14 protein-coding genes are annotated in these 15,700 nt (G+C 69.5%); all 14 read right to left on the minus strand.

Going from position 1 to position 15,700, the window contains the following annotated elements; genetic code table 11:
- Positions 1 to 55 precede the first annotated feature (55 nt).
- The 14 genes from AC3A6Y_RS20595 to AC3A6Y_RS20660 all read right to left on the minus strand — a co-directional run bounded on the left by AC3A6Y_RS20595 (position 56) and on the right by AC3A6Y_RS20660 (position 15,700).
- Positions 56 to 1,417 (minus strand): DUF1329 domain-containing protein, encoded by a 1,362-nt coding sequence (locus AC3A6Y_RS20595; protein WP_487870084.1) that lies wholly within the window; start codon positions 1,415 to 1,417, stop codon positions 56 to 58.
- A gap of 22 nt (positions 1,418 to 1,439) precedes the next feature.
- Entirely contained in the window at positions 1,440 to 3,146 is a 1,707-nt protein-coding gene (locus AC3A6Y_RS20600) for a DUF1302 domain-containing protein (RefSeq protein ID WP_487870085.1), read from the minus strand.
- A gap of 138 nt (positions 3,147 to 3,284) precedes the next feature.
- Positions 3,285 to 4,757: an MFS transporter gene (locus AC3A6Y_RS20605; RefSeq protein ID WP_487870086.1), complete on the minus strand. Its 1,473-nt coding sequence runs from the start codon at positions 4,755 to 4,757 to the stop codon at positions 3,285 to 3,287.
- 81 nt (positions 4,758 to 4,838) lie between these two features.
- Positions 4,839 to 5,579: a MarR family transcriptional regulator gene (locus tag AC3A6Y_RS20610; protein ID WP_487870087.1), complete on the minus strand. Its 741-nt coding sequence runs from the start codon at positions 5,577 to 5,579 to the stop codon at positions 4,839 to 4,841.
- 60 nt (positions 5,580 to 5,639) lie between these two features.
- Entirely contained in the window at positions 5,640 to 7,028 is a 1,389-nt protein-coding gene (locus AC3A6Y_RS20615) for an acyl-CoA reductase (RefSeq protein WP_487870088.1), read from the minus strand.
- A complete protein-coding gene (locus AC3A6Y_RS20620) occupies positions 7,025 to 8,380 on the minus strand; it encodes a hypothetical protein (protein ID WP_487870089.1) in 1,356 nt (451 codons plus the stop codon). Before AC3A6Y_RS20620 ends, AC3A6Y_RS20615 begins: the two co-directional genes overlap by 4 nt.
- 10 nt (positions 8,381 to 8,390) lie before the next feature.
- Positions 8,391 to 9,230 carry an oxidoreductase gene (locus tag AC3A6Y_RS20625; protein ID WP_487870090.1) on the minus strand — a complete coding sequence of 280 codons (840 nt, stop codon included), beginning with the start codon at positions 9,228 to 9,230 and terminating at the stop codon, positions 8,391 to 8,393.
- A gap of 216 nt (positions 9,231 to 9,446) precedes the next feature.
- Complete coding sequence (locus tag AC3A6Y_RS20630) at positions 9,447 to 10,265, minus strand: enoyl-CoA hydratase/isomerase family protein (protein WP_487870091.1); 819 nt, start codon at positions 10,263 to 10,265, stop codon at positions 9,447 to 9,449.
- 29 nt (positions 10,266 to 10,294) lie between these two features.
- Positions 10,295 to 11,089, minus strand: a complete 795-nt coding sequence (locus AC3A6Y_RS20635) for an enoyl-CoA hydratase/isomerase family protein (protein ID WP_487870092.1) — start codon at positions 11,087 to 11,089, stop codon at positions 10,295 to 10,297.
- 21 nt (positions 11,090 to 11,110) lie between these two features.
- Complete coding sequence (locus AC3A6Y_RS20640; protein WP_487870093.1) at positions 11,111 to 11,941, minus strand: enoyl-CoA hydratase-related protein; 831 nt, start codon at positions 11,939 to 11,941, stop codon at positions 11,111 to 11,113.
- Positions 11,941 to 13,113 (minus strand): NADH:flavin oxidoreductase, encoded by a 1,173-nt coding sequence (locus AC3A6Y_RS20645; RefSeq protein ID WP_487870094.1) that lies wholly within the window; start codon positions 13,111 to 13,113, stop codon positions 11,941 to 11,943. Before AC3A6Y_RS20645 ends, AC3A6Y_RS20640 begins: the two co-directional genes overlap by 1 nt.
- Positions 13,114 to 13,122: 9 nt before the next feature.
- Entirely contained in the window at positions 13,123 to 14,100 is a 978-nt protein-coding gene (locus tag AC3A6Y_RS20650; protein WP_487870095.1) for an NAD(P)H-dependent flavin oxidoreductase, read from the minus strand.
- Complete coding sequence (locus AC3A6Y_RS20655; RefSeq protein WP_487870096.1) at positions 14,097 to 15,317, minus strand: amidohydrolase family protein; 1,221 nt, start codon at positions 15,315 to 15,317, stop codon at positions 14,097 to 14,099. The genes AC3A6Y_RS20650 and AC3A6Y_RS20655 overlap by 4 nt, the downstream gene beginning before the upstream one ends.
- Before the next feature lie 62 nt (positions 15,318 to 15,379).
- The gene (locus tag AC3A6Y_RS20660) at positions 15,380 to 15,700 is read right to left on the minus strand and encodes a 2Fe-2S iron-sulfur cluster-binding protein (RefSeq protein ID WP_487870097.1); all 321 of its coding nucleotides are present in this window, start codon (positions 15,698 to 15,700) and stop codon (positions 15,380 to 15,382) included.

Raw genomic sequence — 15,700 nt, forward strand, 5'->3', positions numbered from 1 at the left:
TGGCGCGAGCGGAGAACGATGCACCCTGGGCCACGCTCGCATGCACTCGGACCTCTCAGCGCTGGGTCCGGCGTGCCAGGCCTTCGGGGCTGTAGAAGGCGTCGGCATCGACCGTGTCGATGTCCATGAACAGGCCCTTGTAACCGCCGAGGATCGAGGAGTTGTACCAGGCCCCGGTGCCGAAGTCGAAGTAGAAGGTGCCGCCCTGCACCACCGCCTGCTTGTCGTAGCCCCAGACCGTCGGGTTCAGGATGCCGCGCGAGAGCTTGCCGGTGGCGTCCCAGGCGTCGATCACCACCGCGTTGGGAATGTCCTCGTCCATGTAGAAGCGGCGCTTGGCGGCCACGTGGCGGGCACCGGGCTTGAGCGTGGCGTCGACCACGGTCACGCGGTGCAGTTCCCAGCGCATCGCGTCCGGGTTCGGGTGGCCCTTCATCAGGATGTCGTCTGGCTTGCCGGCCAGGTACTTGTAGTTGTTGTAGGGGATCAGCAGCTCCTTGGTGCCGACGAGCTTCCAGTCGAAGCGATCGAGCCGGCCCGAGAAGGCGTAGATCTCGTCGTACAGCATCGCGCCGGCGGCCGTCGCGACCGGAAAGTCGTAGCTCGCGTCCGGCGACAGCCGCACGCGGCGCTGGCCCGGCGTGTAAGCCCAGGTCTTGTCGGGCTGCTGCACGGGGTTGATGAACTTGCGCTGCAGGTTGCCCTCGCCCGTGATGCGCGCCGGCGCGGTGTAGATGTTGTTGTTCATGAAGTACTGGCCACCCTTGGCGTAGAACTCCTCGGAAGTGAGCTTCTGGTTGAAGTAGTCGTTCTGGTTGCGGTTGTTCACCTCACCCGTCATGACCTTGTTGCCACCGCCGTCCACGTACCAGGCCTGGCCGTAGGTCCACGACGACGCACCCTTGTTCGTCAGCATCATGTTCCACATCGCCTCCTGGCCGGTCTTGGGGACCGCGAAGGGCGTGCCGCCGAAGCAGCCGGTCACCGCTTCGCCGTCCTCGATCGCCTTGCAGCGGCCGGCAGCGTTCTTGCGGGTGTTCTCGACGAACCAGGCCGAGTAGTTTGCCGGCCTGCGTGTCGGGTAGACGTCGATGCGGAAGGTGGGGTAGCGCTTCAGCAGCTCCTTCGTCGCCTCGGAGAGCTTGTCGGCGTACTGCGCCATGTTGGCCGCGGTCACGGTGTAGAGCGGCTTGTCGGCGGCGTAGGGGTCGGCCCAGAAGCCGGAGTCCTTCTTGAAGCCGGGCGGGCTGGTGTTGGCCGGAAGGCCGCCGTCCCAGGCTGGGATGCTGCCGTCCTTGCTGCCCGCCTTCAAGGCGCCCCAGGGCAGGCGTTCGCCGTCGTCGGCGTGGACTGAGGGCACGAAACCCGCGCCGATGCCGAGGCACAGCGCGGCGGTGGCGATGCGTCGAATGTTCATCTCGATTCCTTCGAAGTGCTGCTCAGAACGCAGTCTGGTAGGTGAAGCTCAGGTAGTTGCGATCGCGGAAGTTCGCCAGGCCGGAGGCGAAGAACGGCGCTGCGCCCGGGCCAGTGGCGATGTTGCCGGTCTTGCCGCCGCGCGCGGTGTAGCTGAGGTCGAACTGGTGCTTGTACTTGCCCGCCAGGTACTCGACGCGTATGCCCGGGCGCACCAGCCACGAGCCCTTGGGCGTGACGCCGGCGTTGACGGCGGCGGCATTGCCCGTGAGGCCGTAAGTCACGAACAGCGGCGCCGAGATGTCGACGCTCGGGAAGACCTGCTGCCACGTCGGCGTGAACGACAGGGCGATGCTGGCAGCGTTGCGCGTCGAGCAGCCGCGCAGCACCAGGTTGTCGGTGCAGGCGGGGTTGCCGCCCCGGCCGTTGTAGAGGCTGGCGCCGCTGGTGATCTTGTCCAGGTGCATGGCGTCGAACTGCAGCGCGATCGAGCCCGAGTCGAAGAGCGCGTTCTTGTTGATCGTCGAAACGGCGCTCATCAGGAAGTGCACGGTGTTGCCGCGCGGGCCTTCCATGCCGGGGTCCCTGACCAGGCCGGGGAAGGTCCCGAAGGCGAAGCCGCTGCGCACGTTCAGCGGCATCTTGCGGCGGTAGTTCAGCTCGATGCCGGTGCCCCAGCCGGCGAGCAAGGTGTTGTAGGTCAGGCCGATGAGCTCGATGTCCTTCGCATGGACCGCGCGGCCGATGCGCGAGCCGTTGGCGTTGACCCCGATCTGGCTCAGCCAGCTGGGATTCTTGTCGTCGAAGCGGCGCAGCCACAGGCCGAAGGCGTCGCCCTCGAGCTTTTCCGGCGACCACTTCAGGCCCAGCGCGATGTCGCCCTTGTCGCCCTTGAAGGAAGGGGCACGCGGCACGGCCGGATTGGAAATGAATTGCGGTCCTTCGAGCGCGGTGTCGTTCACCTGCCAGAAGGTGCCGCCCTCGGAGATGCGCGATGAGCGGAACTCGCCCGTGTACTGGCCCATCAGCGAGAAGGCGTTGTTCAGTTGCCAGATGGCGCCGACCTGGCCGATCGGCAGCGCGGTTTCCTTGGCCGAGGCGCCCGGGCTCAGGTCCGACTTGCGGCCATCGTTGGGCGCCATCGAGTAGGACACGCTGCCGCCGTTGCCGAACAGGAATTCGCCCGGCAGCCAGGCAAAGCGGCCCGCCTTCAGGTTCAGCGAGGTGCCGCCGAAGTCGAGGTTGGTCCATGCGAAAGCGTCCATGAACTCGGCGGAAGGGCCCTTGTAGTAGCGGTCGATGTAGCCGGTGAACTCGTTGCGCGCGTAGTTCGGAACGGTCGCGAAGCGCGGGTCGCTGCGGCTCCTGTCGGGGAAGTTATTGTCGTACCAGCCCGTCGCGCTCAGGCGCAAGCCCATGTTCCTCTTGTAGCTCAGGTCCAGTTCGGAGTAGATGTCGAAGCGCGACAGCGCCGTGTCGTTCTTGCCGAACAGCCAATTGCCCTCGTCCACCGCCGGCGAGTTGACCAGGCGCAAGTCACGCTCGCCGGTACGCACCGCGGCGTTGTAGCGCACCGTGGTGTCGAGCGTGACCTCCAGGTCGGGCGAGCCGGTGTCGATCTTGAAGGCCGCCGCGGGCGCGGCCATGGCCACCGCCGCACCGATGCAGGCCGCCTTCAAGGCGTGTTGGCTGCGCAGAGCGCGGCGGCGAGTCCCTCGTTCATTGCTCATCGAGTCTCCAGTTTTGTAGGAATGGGAATCCGGCCGGGCTTGGCACGACGCCTTCTGGGGTGGGGTGGCGCGTCATGCCAATAATCGAACAGTGTTCATATGGTTGCACAGCGACCCTAGAACGTCAACCAAGGGCTATCAGTAATTACCCGAGGACTCGGATCGGCCGGCGACCTGCGGCTCCGGCCACGGCGCCCTCACGGGGTCGCGGCGCGGCAAGGCCATGGCGAGCAGCGTGCCGGCGCCGGCACAGGCGATGACGAAAGCGAAGGTGAGCGCGTAGGCGGCCGGGCTCGGGTGCGTGCCGCCGCCCTGGGCGGCGTCGCTCACCGTCGAACTGGCCAGCAGCAGGGTCGCGAGTTGCGTGCCGATCGCGGTACCCACGGTGCGCACGACGTGCGACATGCCGTTGATCTCGCTCGTGCGATCCGCGGGCGCGACCTCGACGATCAGGTTCGGGATCGCCGCATAGAGGATCGAGCCGCCGAGCGTGATCAGGAAGGCTTCGGCGACCAGCAGCCACACGGCGTCGTGGTGCAGCAGCACGCCGACCCAGCCGGCGCAGATCACGACGCTGCCGACCAGCGCCGCGCGCCGCGCGCCATGCCGCGCCGCAACATGCCCGCTCCACGGCGCCCCGAACAGGCCCGCGAGGCTGGCAGGCAGCTTGATCGATGCGGCCAGGGTGGCCGTGAGGCCGAGGCCGATGCCGGTCCATCCCGGCTGCTGTGCGAGCAGCAGGATCACGAGCATCAGCTGCGCCGTGCCGAGGCCGAACAGCGCCATCAGCCCCATCGCCAGCCCGACCTGGCGGTCGGCGAAGCGGCGCACGTCGATCATCGGCTGCGGGTGGCGCCATTCCTGACGCACCCAGGCCGCGATGGCCAGCAGGCCCGTCACGATCAGCCCGAGCGTGACCGGGTCGGCCGGACCGCTCCCCTTCATGCGCGTGACGGCCCACAGCAGCAGCGCGACGCCGGGTGCGAAGAGCACGCCTCCGAGCACGTCCAGACGCCCCACCGCGGCCTGCCGCACCGAGGGCGGCAGCAGTGCCGCCACTGCGACGATCGACAGCGCTGTCTGGCCGACCGAGAACCAGAAGATCCAGCGCCAGCCCGCATGGTCGACGAGCCAGCCCCCGAGCAGGATGCCCGCGCCGGCCGTGAAGCTCGCCATGGCGGCGACCCAGCCGATGCCCACCGGCACGCGCGCTTTCGGCAAATGCTCGCGGACCAGCCCGATGGTGAGCGGCAGCAGTGCCGCCGACATGCCCTGCACCGCGCGCCCGGCGATCAGCCACGGCAGGCTGGTGGCGAAGGCGCCGATCAGCGAGCCGGCCATCGCGAACGCCAGCGTCACGATCAGCAGCCTGCGCCGGCCGTACAGATCGCCCAGGCGCGAGCTCAGGCCCGCCGACACCGCGCCGACGAGCAGGAAGGCGGTGATCAGCCAGCCGACGCCGACCGGATCGCCGAACTCGCGCATCAGCGTGGCCAAGGCGCCGTACATCATGCCGGCCTCGAAGGAGCTGTTCACCTCGGCGAACACCAGCACGGCGAGGATCACAAGCCAGCGGCGGTTCTCGGCCGGCTTGGGGGAATCGAGTTTCACGAACGTCTCCTCGTGTCCCGTCAACGGGACCCTTGTCACCTGAGCTTGCGATCCGTCGCGCGAGGGGCTGGATCGGAAGGTCTAGAGCCCGTCGAAGGGACCTTCGACCGGGCCCTCCAACTGCTGCAGCAGCCGCCTCAGGCTGTTCGACAACCTGCGGCGCTCGTCGTCGGGCAGCGCCCGCACGGCCTTGAAGACCGGCGCCGGGTGGGCGATCAGCCGGTCCAGCGCCTGGTCACCGAGCGCGGTCATGCGCACCATCTGCCCGCGCCGGTCCAGCGGGTTGTCGATCCGCTCCACCAACCCGCGCGCGACCAGCCGGTCGAGCCGCTTCTTCAGACCTGGCAGCGAAATCCACAGCCGCTCCTTCAGCCCGGTGGGCGTGCTCTCGAAGGGCGGCCCCATGCGCCGCAGCGCGCCCAGCACCATCACCTCGCCGGCGTTCAGCCCCTGCGCGGCGGCCAGCGATGCGATGCCGCGTTCGACGTGCTCTCCAAGGCGCGACAGGCGCGCCAGCACGGCGAACACCTGCGGGTCGACCTCCGGCCAGGCGCGTCGCCAGCTCTCCAGGTTGGGCGGCACGACATCGTCGTCCCCGGCCGCCGGGGCCACGGGGGCCAGCGCAGGCGCCAGGCCCAGCGGCGCGGCGATGCGCGCGAGCACCGACAGCTGCAGGTCCTCGCCGCGTTCCGCGCGCACGATCTGCGGCTGGTGCACGCCGGCGCGCAGGGCCAGCTCGCGCTGCGACCATCCCGCCGCGGCGCGCTTCTCCTTCAGCAACTCGGCCCATGAGGATTTGCTCCATGTGCTTGGTTCGGTCATCGGGGGCGCCTGCGTTGCCATATCTTTCACGAGTATCAGCGGCGGCCCCGCGCAAGTCGATCAACCTTCGTCGTTGACCCAGCGCACGAAACGGCTCAGCGGCAGGAAGCCGTCGTGCGAGATACCCGCCTCGAAGGCCACCGCCTTGCCCAGCTCGACAATGCGCTGCACGCCCGCCGCGGCGAGCGCGTCGCGCAGCTCCCCCTTGCGCTGCGGCGGGTAGACACCGACCGTCTGCGTCGCGACGTTGGCGCAGCCCACCGCCGAGGCCAGGCTCGGCACCGGCACGACGTTGACCACGCGGCCGTCGGGATGAAAGTCGACCTGCTCCTCCGAGCGGATGACCAGCCCTTTGCCCTCGTAGCTGCCCCACACGCGGTAGTGCGGCTCCATGCCGCGCAGGCCGTCGATCTCGTCGCGCAGCTCGGCCGGGAGCGGGCTGCCGAGCGCCGAGCAGGTGTCGCGCTGCACGCCCAGCCGCGCCTGCAGCAGCGCGCAATAGCGGTCGACCTGCTCGAGCGAGCCCTCGACGAACTGCACCCGGCTCGACGCGCAGGCCTGCTGGTTCATGATCGTCGCGTCGGTCGCGGCGCGCTCTGCCACCTCGGCCAGCGCGGCGTCGGAGGCGAAGGCCTCGCGGCCGATCATCGAGATCGAGGTCTTCGGATCGAAGGCCACCAGCTCGAAGCCCGGGCCGATGTACTGCTTGGCACTTCGGATCGTGCTCTCGCCGCCCCAGGCCACCACCTTGTCGAAGAACTGCGGCCGGAACAGCAGGCTCTCGACCTGGGCATCTCCGCCGAGCCAATAGGCCGCGGAGAACGAGCGCACCAGTGGGTGGCCGGGCGCAACCGCCGCCATGGTGCGCAGGATCGCCGTGGCCGTGAAGAGATCGTTGGAAGGCAGCTTGATCAGGTGCACGCCCTTGGTCAGCGCGCCCCGCACCACCGACATCGCGGCCACGCCCGGCGCGTTGCCGGCGATCACGTGGATCAGCCGCGGCGGGAAGGCGCGCATCCGGTGCGTGCGGCCGCTGGGCGCGTTGTCGATGACCCGCCAGCCGTCCAGCACGTCGGCGCCGCCGAGCTCCTGCTCGACCTGGAACAGCAAGCCGCGGCGGTCGAAGGCGCGGCCCAGGGCCGCGTAGGAGCGCTCCAGCACGTCGCGCGGCAGCGGGCTGGTGCGCACGCTGAACTCGAGCGCCTCGGCGAGCAGCCCGTCCGGGTCGCGCTTGAGCCGCTCGCCGGCGGCCACCAGCACGTCGATGATCTCGGCCAGCGGCGTGTCGAAGGCGGGGCCGGGCTCGCGCCGCGTCCACACCAGATCGTTGAGGTCCAGCGCCGGGGTCGCGAAGCGCGCCTGCGGGCTGCCGAACTCGTGGGCTGTGCCGGTGACGACCTGGCCCTTGACGACATGGCAGACGGGAACCGCGGAGGTTGTTGCCTTCATGCTGCGATCGCTCCACGGACATAGGCATCGACCGTGCCGGCACAGCCGATGTGATCGTCCTCGCCCGGCTGCGCGAAGCGCGTGATGGTGTCGAACAGCGTCGGCCCGCGACGGCCGCAGGGGCAGCGCGGCTTCAGGTCGGCGCGCACCTTGTCGCCGGTGATGAGACCGCCCCAGCGCCCTTCGTAGAGCAGGTCGAGAAAGGCGAAGCGGCCCTCGACCACGCCGTCCTCGCCGTCGTTGGCGGTCAACAGCCGCTCGCCATCGCGATCGACGATCAGCCAGATCAGGGCGGGCGCGCGGTGGTAACGCCCAGCCTCGCAGCGCGGCATCACCTGCGCAAGCTCCGTCATCCCGTAGTTGCCCGGACGCACGACCGGGCCGAAGAAGCGGTCGACCTGCTCCTTGTAGTCCGGCGGCAGAGCCACGCCCTTGATGCCGCCGCCGGCGTTGACGACGGTGTCGGGATGAAAGGCGCCGTCGCCGATGCCGCGCTCGCGCGCCCGGGCGAGGAGCGCCATGTACTGCGCCCACATGCCCGAGATCAGCATCGGCTCCGCGCGGCGGTCCAGGATCGTGTCGAGCAGCTTCAGCAAGCCCTCGCGCCCTTCGGCGCCCTTGCGCGCGGCCTCCTGCTCGAAGGCAGCGATCTCGTCGGGCGTCGCGCTGCCATCGGCCATTTTCTTGCGCATCGCCGCCATCCGGCTGACGTCGGCGATCTTCAGCGGCTGGTCGGTCAGCGCGAAGGTCTGCCCCGGCTTGCCGAAATTCTCGAAGTTGAACTGGGCCGCCTCGGTCGCGCTGCTCGTCCCTCGGGACGGCCCAAGCCAGAACACCGTGCGGTCGGCATTCGAGCGCACGTAGGGCCAGCCGACGGAGTACTTGAAGTGGCGCTTCTTGAGGTCGTGATCGCCCACCGTGTGGTTCAGGAACGAGCACTTGCCCGAGGACCCGCTGGTCGCGAGCACCCGGTGGCCGGCCTTCCACAGCCGCGCGAGCCAGTCGTCGACGTCCTTCACGCCTTCGACGTTCACGCCGGTGGTGTCGGCCACCGACAGCGTGTTCAGCCACTGCAACATGCGGCCCCACTGCCCCTTCTCGACGAAGGACGGCGGGTAGGACTTGTAGACCGTGTGCGCGAACAGCAGGGGAACCAGGTCCTCCAGCCGGTCGATGCGCTCGACGCCGCCGTCTTCTGCGCGCCGCGCGAGCAGCGGGATCTGCGCCCGGCGCTCGTCGAACAGTTCCTGCGCCGCGCGCAGCTGCAGCGCTTCGACGTCGGCGGCCGGCAGGTCGTAGGCGAGGTCGGGGTCGAGGATCATGTCGACCAGTTGCTTTCGGATCGGTGTCATGCCGCCCTCCTCATTCGGCGGCGTCGATGGCCGTGGCCACCGACACGCTTTCCCATTCGGCGAGCTGCTTCACCCGCGACTCGTAGGCCCCGCGCAGCATGCCCACCGCATCGGCGCCGAGCACCAGGCGCAGCGGCGGCTGCGGCGCCGCCAGCACCCGGATGATCGCGGCCGCCGCCTTGGCCGGGTCGCCGGGCTCGTGGCCGTGGTAGTGCGCGATGTGGTCGCGCGCCTTGTGCGCGGGCGTGCCGTCGTAGGCTTCGATGCGCAGGGCCGCCTGGCGCTGCGAGCCGCCGGCGAACTGCGTGCGAAAGCCGCCCGGCTCGACGATCGTCACGCGGATGTCGAAGGGCGCCAGCTCGATCGCCAGCGCCTCGGTCGCGCCTTCCAGTGCGAACTTCGAGGCGGCATACAGGCCGCATGCGGGAAAGCCGATCACCCCGGCCACCGAGGCGACGTTGAAGATGTGGCCGGCGCGCCGCTCGCGCAGGTGCGGCAGCAGCGCTCGCACCACTGCGAGCGGGCCGAAGAGGTTGGTGTCCATCACCTGGCGCCCTTCGGCGTCGGACACTTCCTCGATAGCGCCGAAGAGGCCATAGCCGGCGTTGTTGACGAGCACATCGATCGTGCCGGCGAGCTTCAGGGCCTTCTGCACGGCCGGCTCGACCTGGTCGATGCGCGTCACGTCGAGCAGCAGCGCATGGGCGCGGCCGGGGGCGAGCTGCTCGAAGCGATCGGCCTGCGCGGCCTGGCGCACGGTGCCGACGACGGTATCGCCGCGGGCGAGCGCGGCCCGGGCGAGCTCGAGGCCGAAGCCGCTCGAGACGCCGGTGATGAGCCAATTTGTCATCTGGGGAGTTCCTTCGATGTTGCTGGTGACGCGTTCAGATATGTTTACGCTGTTCTGGTTTTGATTATCTTGGCGAATCTTCGATGGCGTACCGCGGGGGTGCAATCGGGTTTACCCGGTGCTGATTCGATCGATTGCAATCTTCACAGGCATGGAGTGACGTCGGGGCGGCTGCGGCGTCTCGGGGCTGATATGTTTATCTGTATCAGCGCGAGCCTAGCCAGCTCCCGCCCTCGCAAGCACCGACAGCTCGTCGTGAATCCGCTTGGCACCCGCGAGCCCGCCATCGAAGTCCGCCGCCTCCACAGCGCACTCCACCGCGTCGATGCACGCCACCGCAGCCTGACTCGGCTCGCCCGCATTGCCCAGCCTCGCCCGAAACGCAGCAATCGCCTCCACCGCCCCGCAACGCTCCAGCGGCCGATGCCGCAACAGCACCGACGCAGGCGGCCGGTCCCCATCCAACTCAGCGGCGAAGGCACGCGCGGCAGCCAGCGGGTCGCCGTCGCACAAGCGATCGAACAGGGGCGTGTCGGCGTAGTGGTCCGCACGCACCGGCTCGGCCGCCAGGATCAGCGCCAACGCGCGCCCCACCCCGACGGCGCGCGGCAGGCGCTGCGATCCGCTCGGCGGCACGACGCCGTGCTTCAACTCGGGCAGACCGATTCGCGCATCGCGTTGCGCGACGCGGTGGTGGCAGGCCAGCGCAAGCTCGAAGCCGCCGCCGATCGCGAAGCCGTGGAGGGCCGCGATCACCAGCTTCGTGCACGCCTCGATGCGCGGGAACAGGTGGCTCGACAGCGCCGGCCACTGCTGCTGCAACGGCGAGCGCAGCTCGGCATAGTCGCCGCCGGCGCAGAAGCCGCGCCCCGCGCCGCCGATCACGATCGTGCGCACGGCAGGGTCGGCATCCGCCGCCTCCAGCGCCTCCCACAGCGCGAGCCGCATCGGATGCGAGAGGCTGTTTACCGGGGCATGCTCGAGCACGAGCTGCAGCACGCCGTCACGCCAGAGCTCGGAGCGCACGCGGGCCATGGTCGCGATCTTCAGGGCGTCGGAGCCATCTAACGGCCTTCGAAGCGAGGCGCGCGCTTTTCCAGGAACGCACGCACCGCCTCCGCATGGTCGGCGCTGCCCATTGCCACGGCCTGCATCTCCACCTCGCTGCGGATCGCGGCGTCGAGACTGTCCGCCCCTTGCGCCAGCGCGCTCTTCAACAGCGCACTGGCCAGCGGCGGCAGCGCCGCATAGTCGTGCGCCACCGCAAGCGCTCGAGGCAGCGCGCCACCCAACTCGGCGAGCTCGTTGGCCAGGCCGATCCGGTGCGCCTCGACGCCGTCGAACACCCGCGCGAGGCCCAGGATCTCGCGCGCCTTCGCGCGGCCGACCCGGTGCTGCAGGCTCCACAGCGCGCCCATGTCGGGCATCAGGCCCACCTTGACGAAGGCGGCGCCGAACTTCGCGTTGCGCGCCGCGACCACATGGTCGGCCAGCGACGCGATCGACAGGCCCGCACCCATGGCAGAACCCTCGACCGCCGCCACCACCGGCTTCGGCCCGAGGGCGATGAGCCGGATCAGCGCGGACACCAGGTTCCAGCGCTCGCGATTCTCCAGCAGCGTGCGCGCTTCCATTTCGCTGATGTCGCCGCCGGCGCAAAAATGCTCGCCGGCGCCGGTGAGAACGACCGCGCGCACCTCGGCATCGGCCATCGCCGCTTCGAGCCGCTCGCGAAGCTGCGTGCGCATCTGCAGGCAATAGGCGTTGCGGCGCGCCGGGAAACTCAGCGTCAGCACCGCGACCGCACCATCGCGCGTCATCGGCACCATGTCGGCGGGGCGGTCGACGAGACTGTTCATGGGCCGGGCGGCGCTCACCGCTCACCGCCCTTCGAAGCGCGGCTCGCGCTTCTGCTGAAAGGCCGCAAGCGCCTCCTTGCAGTCCTCGCTCAAGCGGCAGCGGATCATGTTGCGCGCCTCGAGGTCCAGCACCTGCTGCAGCGTCTGGTGCGCGGCGGCGTGGACGTTCTCCTTGATCGCTCGGTGCGCGAGCGCCGGCCCGTTCGACAGCCGCAGCGCGAAGGCATCGGCCATGGCATCGAGCTCGGCGTCGACCACGACGCGGTTGACCATCCCCAGCGCCAGCGCCTCGGAGGCGCCGACGCGGTCGGAAAGCATGTAGATCTCCTTCGCCTTCGAAGGGCCCACGAGTTGCGCCAGGAAATAGCTGCCGCCGTAGTCCCCCGGCGTGCCGATCTTCGCGAAGCTCGAGACGAAGAAGGCGGTGTCCGCGGCCAGCCGGAAGTCGCAGGCCAGGGCGAGCGAGAAGCCGAGCCCGGCTGCCGGCCCGCGCAGCTTCGCGAGGGTCGGCTTGCCCATGTCGTGCAGCAGGAACGAGGCTTCGGCGAGGCGCCGCAGCCGGTCGATGCGCGCCTCGTGGGCCTGCCAGAGCTCGGTCTGGCCGAATTCCTGCGCGATCGCATCATGGGGGTCCGGCGCCCCCATCGAGCGCACGTCGGCACCGGTGCAGAAGGCCGCACCGGCGCCGGTCAGCACGACGACCTTCACGCGCGGATGGCGCGCGGCATCGACGAGCAGCCGCACCAGCAGGCCCTGCCCGGCGGTGTCGATCGCGTTCTTCACCTCCGGCCGGTCGATCGTCAGGGTCAGCACGCCGGAATCGGCAAGTGCCCAGGTGATGGCATCGCTCATCAGTACAGCTCCTTCATCCGCCGCTCGTCGAAGGCCGGCAATGCGTGCCCGTGGCGCAGCTTCTCGGTCCATCGCGGTTCGTTCAAGAGCGCACGGCCGACCGCGACCAGGTCGAACTCGCCGCGCTCGAAGCGCCTCATCAGCAAGGCGACGTTGTCGGAGCCGCCGGCGCGGCCGTCGCGCTTCGAATCGTAGAAGCCGCGGTCCAGCCCGATGCCGCCGATCGCCATCGCCAGCTTGCCGGTGAGCTTGCGGGCCCAGCCCGAGAGGTTGAGCGGCGAGCCCTCGAACTCCGCGCGGTCGAAATAGCGCGCGCTGCCGTCGAACACGTCGACGCCGGCGTCTGCGATCGGGCCGAGCACCTCCTCGAGCTCCTGCGGCGTCGCCGCCAGGCGGGCCTTGAAGTCCTGCTGCTTCCACTGCGAAAAGCGAAAGAAAATCGGCAGCGACTCGCCTGCCTCGCGCCGGATCGCACGCACCACCTCGGCGGCGAAGCGCGCGCGGGCGCGCCGGTCGCCGCCCCAGGCGTCGGCGCGGCGGTTCGTCTCGTCCCACAGGAAGGTGTCGATCAGGTAGCCGTGCGCGCCGTGGATGGCGATGCCGTCGAAACCGACTTCGCGCGCGTGGCGGGCGCTGCGCCCGTAGGCATCGATCACGTCCTGGATCTCGCGCTCGCTCATCGGCCGCGTCGGCGCTTGCACGCGCTGCGCATAGGCCGGGTCGATGGAGGTCATGCGGCCCGCCGGTCCCCACAGGCCCGAGGGACGCAGCGACGCAGCCTGCGGCTGCGGACCGGTCCCGGGCTCGCGCATCACGCCCTGGTGCCAGAGCTGCGGCACGATCCGCCCGCCGGCAGCATGCACCGCATCGACGACACGGCGCCAGCCGGCCAGTGCGGCCTCGCCGTGAAGGTGCGGCAGGTTGCTTTCGCCGAGGCCCGCATCGCCGAGCGCCGCGGGGTGGTCGATGCCCACGCCTTCGGTGATCAGCAGGCCGGTGCCGCCTTCGGCGCGGCGGCGGTAGTAGGCGGCGACGTCCTCGCCCGGCACGCCTGACGGCGAGAAGTTGCGTGTCATCGGCGCCATCACGATGCGGTTCGCGAGCGCCAGGCCGCGGATGGCGATCGGTTCGAACAAGGGCGCGACGTCGACGGGCCCGGAGGGTTCGCTCATGGTCCCGGCCTATGCAGCGAGCAACAGCGGCGACAGGCGCTGCTCAATCGCGTCCCGCGCCTGCGCCAGCATGCGCTCGACCAGTTCGGCGCAGCTCGGCAGGTCGTCGATCAGGCCCACGCACTGGCCGACCGGCAGCGCCGCATCGTCCGCGGCGCCGCTTTCCATCGCCTGCATCCAGCGCGGCGCGCCGATCAGCGGCAGCAGGTCCCCGTGCGTCGTCGCCGGCTTCGCCTCGAGGGCGAGCGCTTCGGCGGCGGTGCGGTTCTTCAGCACGCGGATGCTGTCGCCGAAGCGGCGGCCGACCAGCGTGGTGTCGGTCGCGCCGGCGGCCAGCATGCGCGCCTTGATCTGCGCATGCAGCGGCGACTCGCGCGTCAACAGGAAGCGCGTGCCCATGCAGGCGCCCTCGGCACCCAGCGCCAGGGCTGCGACCAGGCCGTACCCGTCGGCAATGCCGCCGGCCGCCAGCACCGGGATCTTCAGCGCCCGTGCGGCGGCCGGGATCAAGACCAGGCCCGGCACATCATCGGCGCCCGGATGCCCGGCGCATTCGAAGCCGTCGATGATCACCGCATCGACACCCAGCGACTCTGCCTTCAGCGCATGCCGCACGCTGGTGGCCTTGTGCATCACCTTGACGCCTGCGCCCTTCAGCGCATCGAGATAGCGGGCCGGGCTGCCGCCGGCGGTCTCGACGACGGGAATGCGCTCCTCGCAGACTACCCGCACGTAGCCCTCCACGTCGATGCCGCTCGCACCCGGCAACAGCGTCAGGTTGACGCCGAAGGGCTGCTTGGTCATCGAACGGGTGCGCACGATCTCGCGGCGCAGCGCTTCCGCATCCGGTTGGGTGTGAGCGGACAGGATGCCGAAGGCCCCCGCATTCGAGACCGCCGACACCAGCTGCGCGCGCGAGGCCCAGCGCATGCCGCTCTGCACGATCGGCAGCCGGCTGCCGAGCAGCGCACTCGCCCTCGTCTTCATGATTGGACGGGCGCCAGGAAGCGCCGGCCGTTGTCGTGCATCACCCCCTGCGTCTGTTCGGCGACCAGGTGCTTGCAGGCCTCCTCGGCGAAGTCGCGCGGCGCCGGCACGCCTTCGGCATGCGGATAGTCCGAGCCCATGATCATCCACTCGTGCGAGCCCACCTGGTCGACGATCGTCTTGAGGTCGTCCTCGGGATAGGCGACCACGCTGACGTGGCGCTGGAAGATCTTGCTCGGCCGCTCCTTCAGCTGCCCGCCCGGCCAGAAGCCGTTCTTTGCCATGCCGCGGCACTTGTCCATCTTGATCAGCATGTTGGGCACCCACTCGGCGCCGTTCTCGGCCGACAGCACGCGCAGGTTGGGGAAGCGCGCGAAGAAGTTCCAGAAGATCAGCGACGAGATCGTCTCCACCACCGGCCGCTCGCTGTAGCCGTGCATCCACACGAAGGCAGTCTGGCGCTGGCGCGACTGCTGCACCGGCTCGCCCCACACCGCCATGTGGTCCTTCATGTAGATCGCCTCGGACACGTGATAGACCACGCGGCAATGCGCCTCGTTGAGGATGGACCAGAAGCGGTCGAAGTCCGGATGCGCCGGCGGCTTGCCGCCGAAGGGGCCCATCGGCATCAGGAACAGCCGCGTGCCATGCTTGATCGCCCATTCGGCCTCGGCGCAGGCAGCGTCCAGGTCGTCGAGCGAAACCAGGGGCGCGGAATAGATGCGGTCTTGGTGGTTGAAGCCCCAGTCGTCGAGCATCCAGCGGTTGTAGGCATGCATCACCGCGGCCGCGGCCTTCGGCTCGTCGAGGTAGCTGATCGTCGCGACCATGTTGCCGCAGTAGAGGAAGCAGCCCTCGACGCCGAACTCGTCCATCTTCGCGAGGCGGGCGTCGCGGGCGTACATGTCCTCGGTCATCGGCACCCGCATGTCGACGTTCTCCTTGCCTTCCTTCTGCGCGCGCAGCCATTCGTGCAGCTTGCCCGGCGGCGGGACACGGCCGTCCTCGGCGTAGTAGCCGGCGCTGACCTCGATCTTGCGCTGGCCCACGTAGAGCGCGAATTCGCCGTCGGCGCCGACCTTCCACTCGTAGCTCCAGTCCTTCCTGAACTTCTCGGGCAAGTAGCGGCTGAAGGCGTCAGGGGTCTCGTAGAGATGGGTGTCGCCATCGAAAATCGCGCCCTGGAACAGCGGCGCAGCGGTGGTGTTGGTCGTCATCGGGTTCTCCGGGGATGGAATGCCGTGCCGCGGGATCGCGGCGCAGCGTCGAATGAAGGGCTTCAGACCTGCGATGCCGGCAGCCGGATCACGAGGCCGTCGATCGCCGGCGTCACGCGCAACTGGCACGACAGGCGGCTGGTCTCGCGCGGCTCGACCACGCATTCGAGCATCTCGCGCTCGGTGGATTCCGGCGGCGGCAGCCTGGACGCCCAGCTTTCGTCGACATAGCAGTGGCAGGTGGCGCAGCTGCACGAGCCGCCGCAGTCGGCGAGGATGCCGGGCACCAGGGCATCGATGGCGCCCTGCATGACCGACTGGCCGACTTCGGCCTCGACCTGGTGCTCGGCACCGGTGTGCTCGATGATCGTGAAACGGGGCAC

Source organism: Variovorax sp. Soil_C_17 (assembly GCF_057657265.1).

Bases quoted from the DNA above. Each gene is read 5' to 3' on its own strand.
- AC3A6Y_RS20595 (WP_487870084.1), bottom strand. From the start codon at position 1,417: ATGAACATTCGACGCATCGCCACCGCCGCGCTGTGCCTCGGCATCGGC.
- AC3A6Y_RS20600 (WP_487870085.1), bottom strand. From the start codon at position 3,146: ATGAGCAATGAACGAGGGACTCGCCGCCGCGCTCTGCGCAGCCAACAC.
- AC3A6Y_RS20610 (WP_487870087.1), bottom strand. From the start codon at position 5,579: ATGACCGAACCAAGCACATGGAGCAAATCCTCATGGGCCGAGTTGCTG.
- AC3A6Y_RS20615 (WP_487870088.1), bottom strand. From the start codon at position 7,028: ATGAAGGCAACAACCTCCGCGGTTCCCGTCTGCCATGTCGTCAAGGGC.
- AC3A6Y_RS20620 (WP_487870089.1), bottom strand. From the start codon at position 8,380: ATGACACCGATCCGAAAGCAACTGGTCGACATGATCCTCGACCCCGAC.
- AC3A6Y_RS20625 (WP_487870090.1), bottom strand. From the start codon at position 9,230: ATGACAAATTGGCTCATCACCGGCGTCTCGAGCGGCTTCGGCCTCGAG.
- AC3A6Y_RS20630 (WP_487870091.1), bottom strand. From the start codon at position 10,265: ATGGCCCGCGTGCGCTCCGAGCTCTGGCGTGACGGCGTGCTGCAGCTC.
- AC3A6Y_RS20635 (WP_487870092.1), bottom strand. From the start codon at position 11,089: ATGAACAGTCTCGTCGACCGCCCCGCCGACATGGTGCCGATGACGCGC.
- AC3A6Y_RS20640 (WP_487870093.1), bottom strand. From the start codon at position 11,941: ATGAGCGATGCCATCACCTGGGCACTTGCCGATTCCGGCGTGCTGACC.
- AC3A6Y_RS20645 (WP_487870094.1), bottom strand. From the start codon at position 13,113: ATGAGCGAACCCTCCGGGCCCGTCGACGTCGCGCCCTTGTTCGAACCG.
- AC3A6Y_RS20650 (WP_487870095.1), bottom strand. From the start codon at position 14,100: ATGAAGACGAGGGCGAGTGCGCTGCTCGGCAGCCGGCTGCCGATCGTG.
- AC3A6Y_RS20655 (WP_487870096.1), bottom strand. From the start codon at position 15,317: ATGACGACCAACACCACCGCTGCGCCGCTGTTCCAGGGCGCGATTTTC.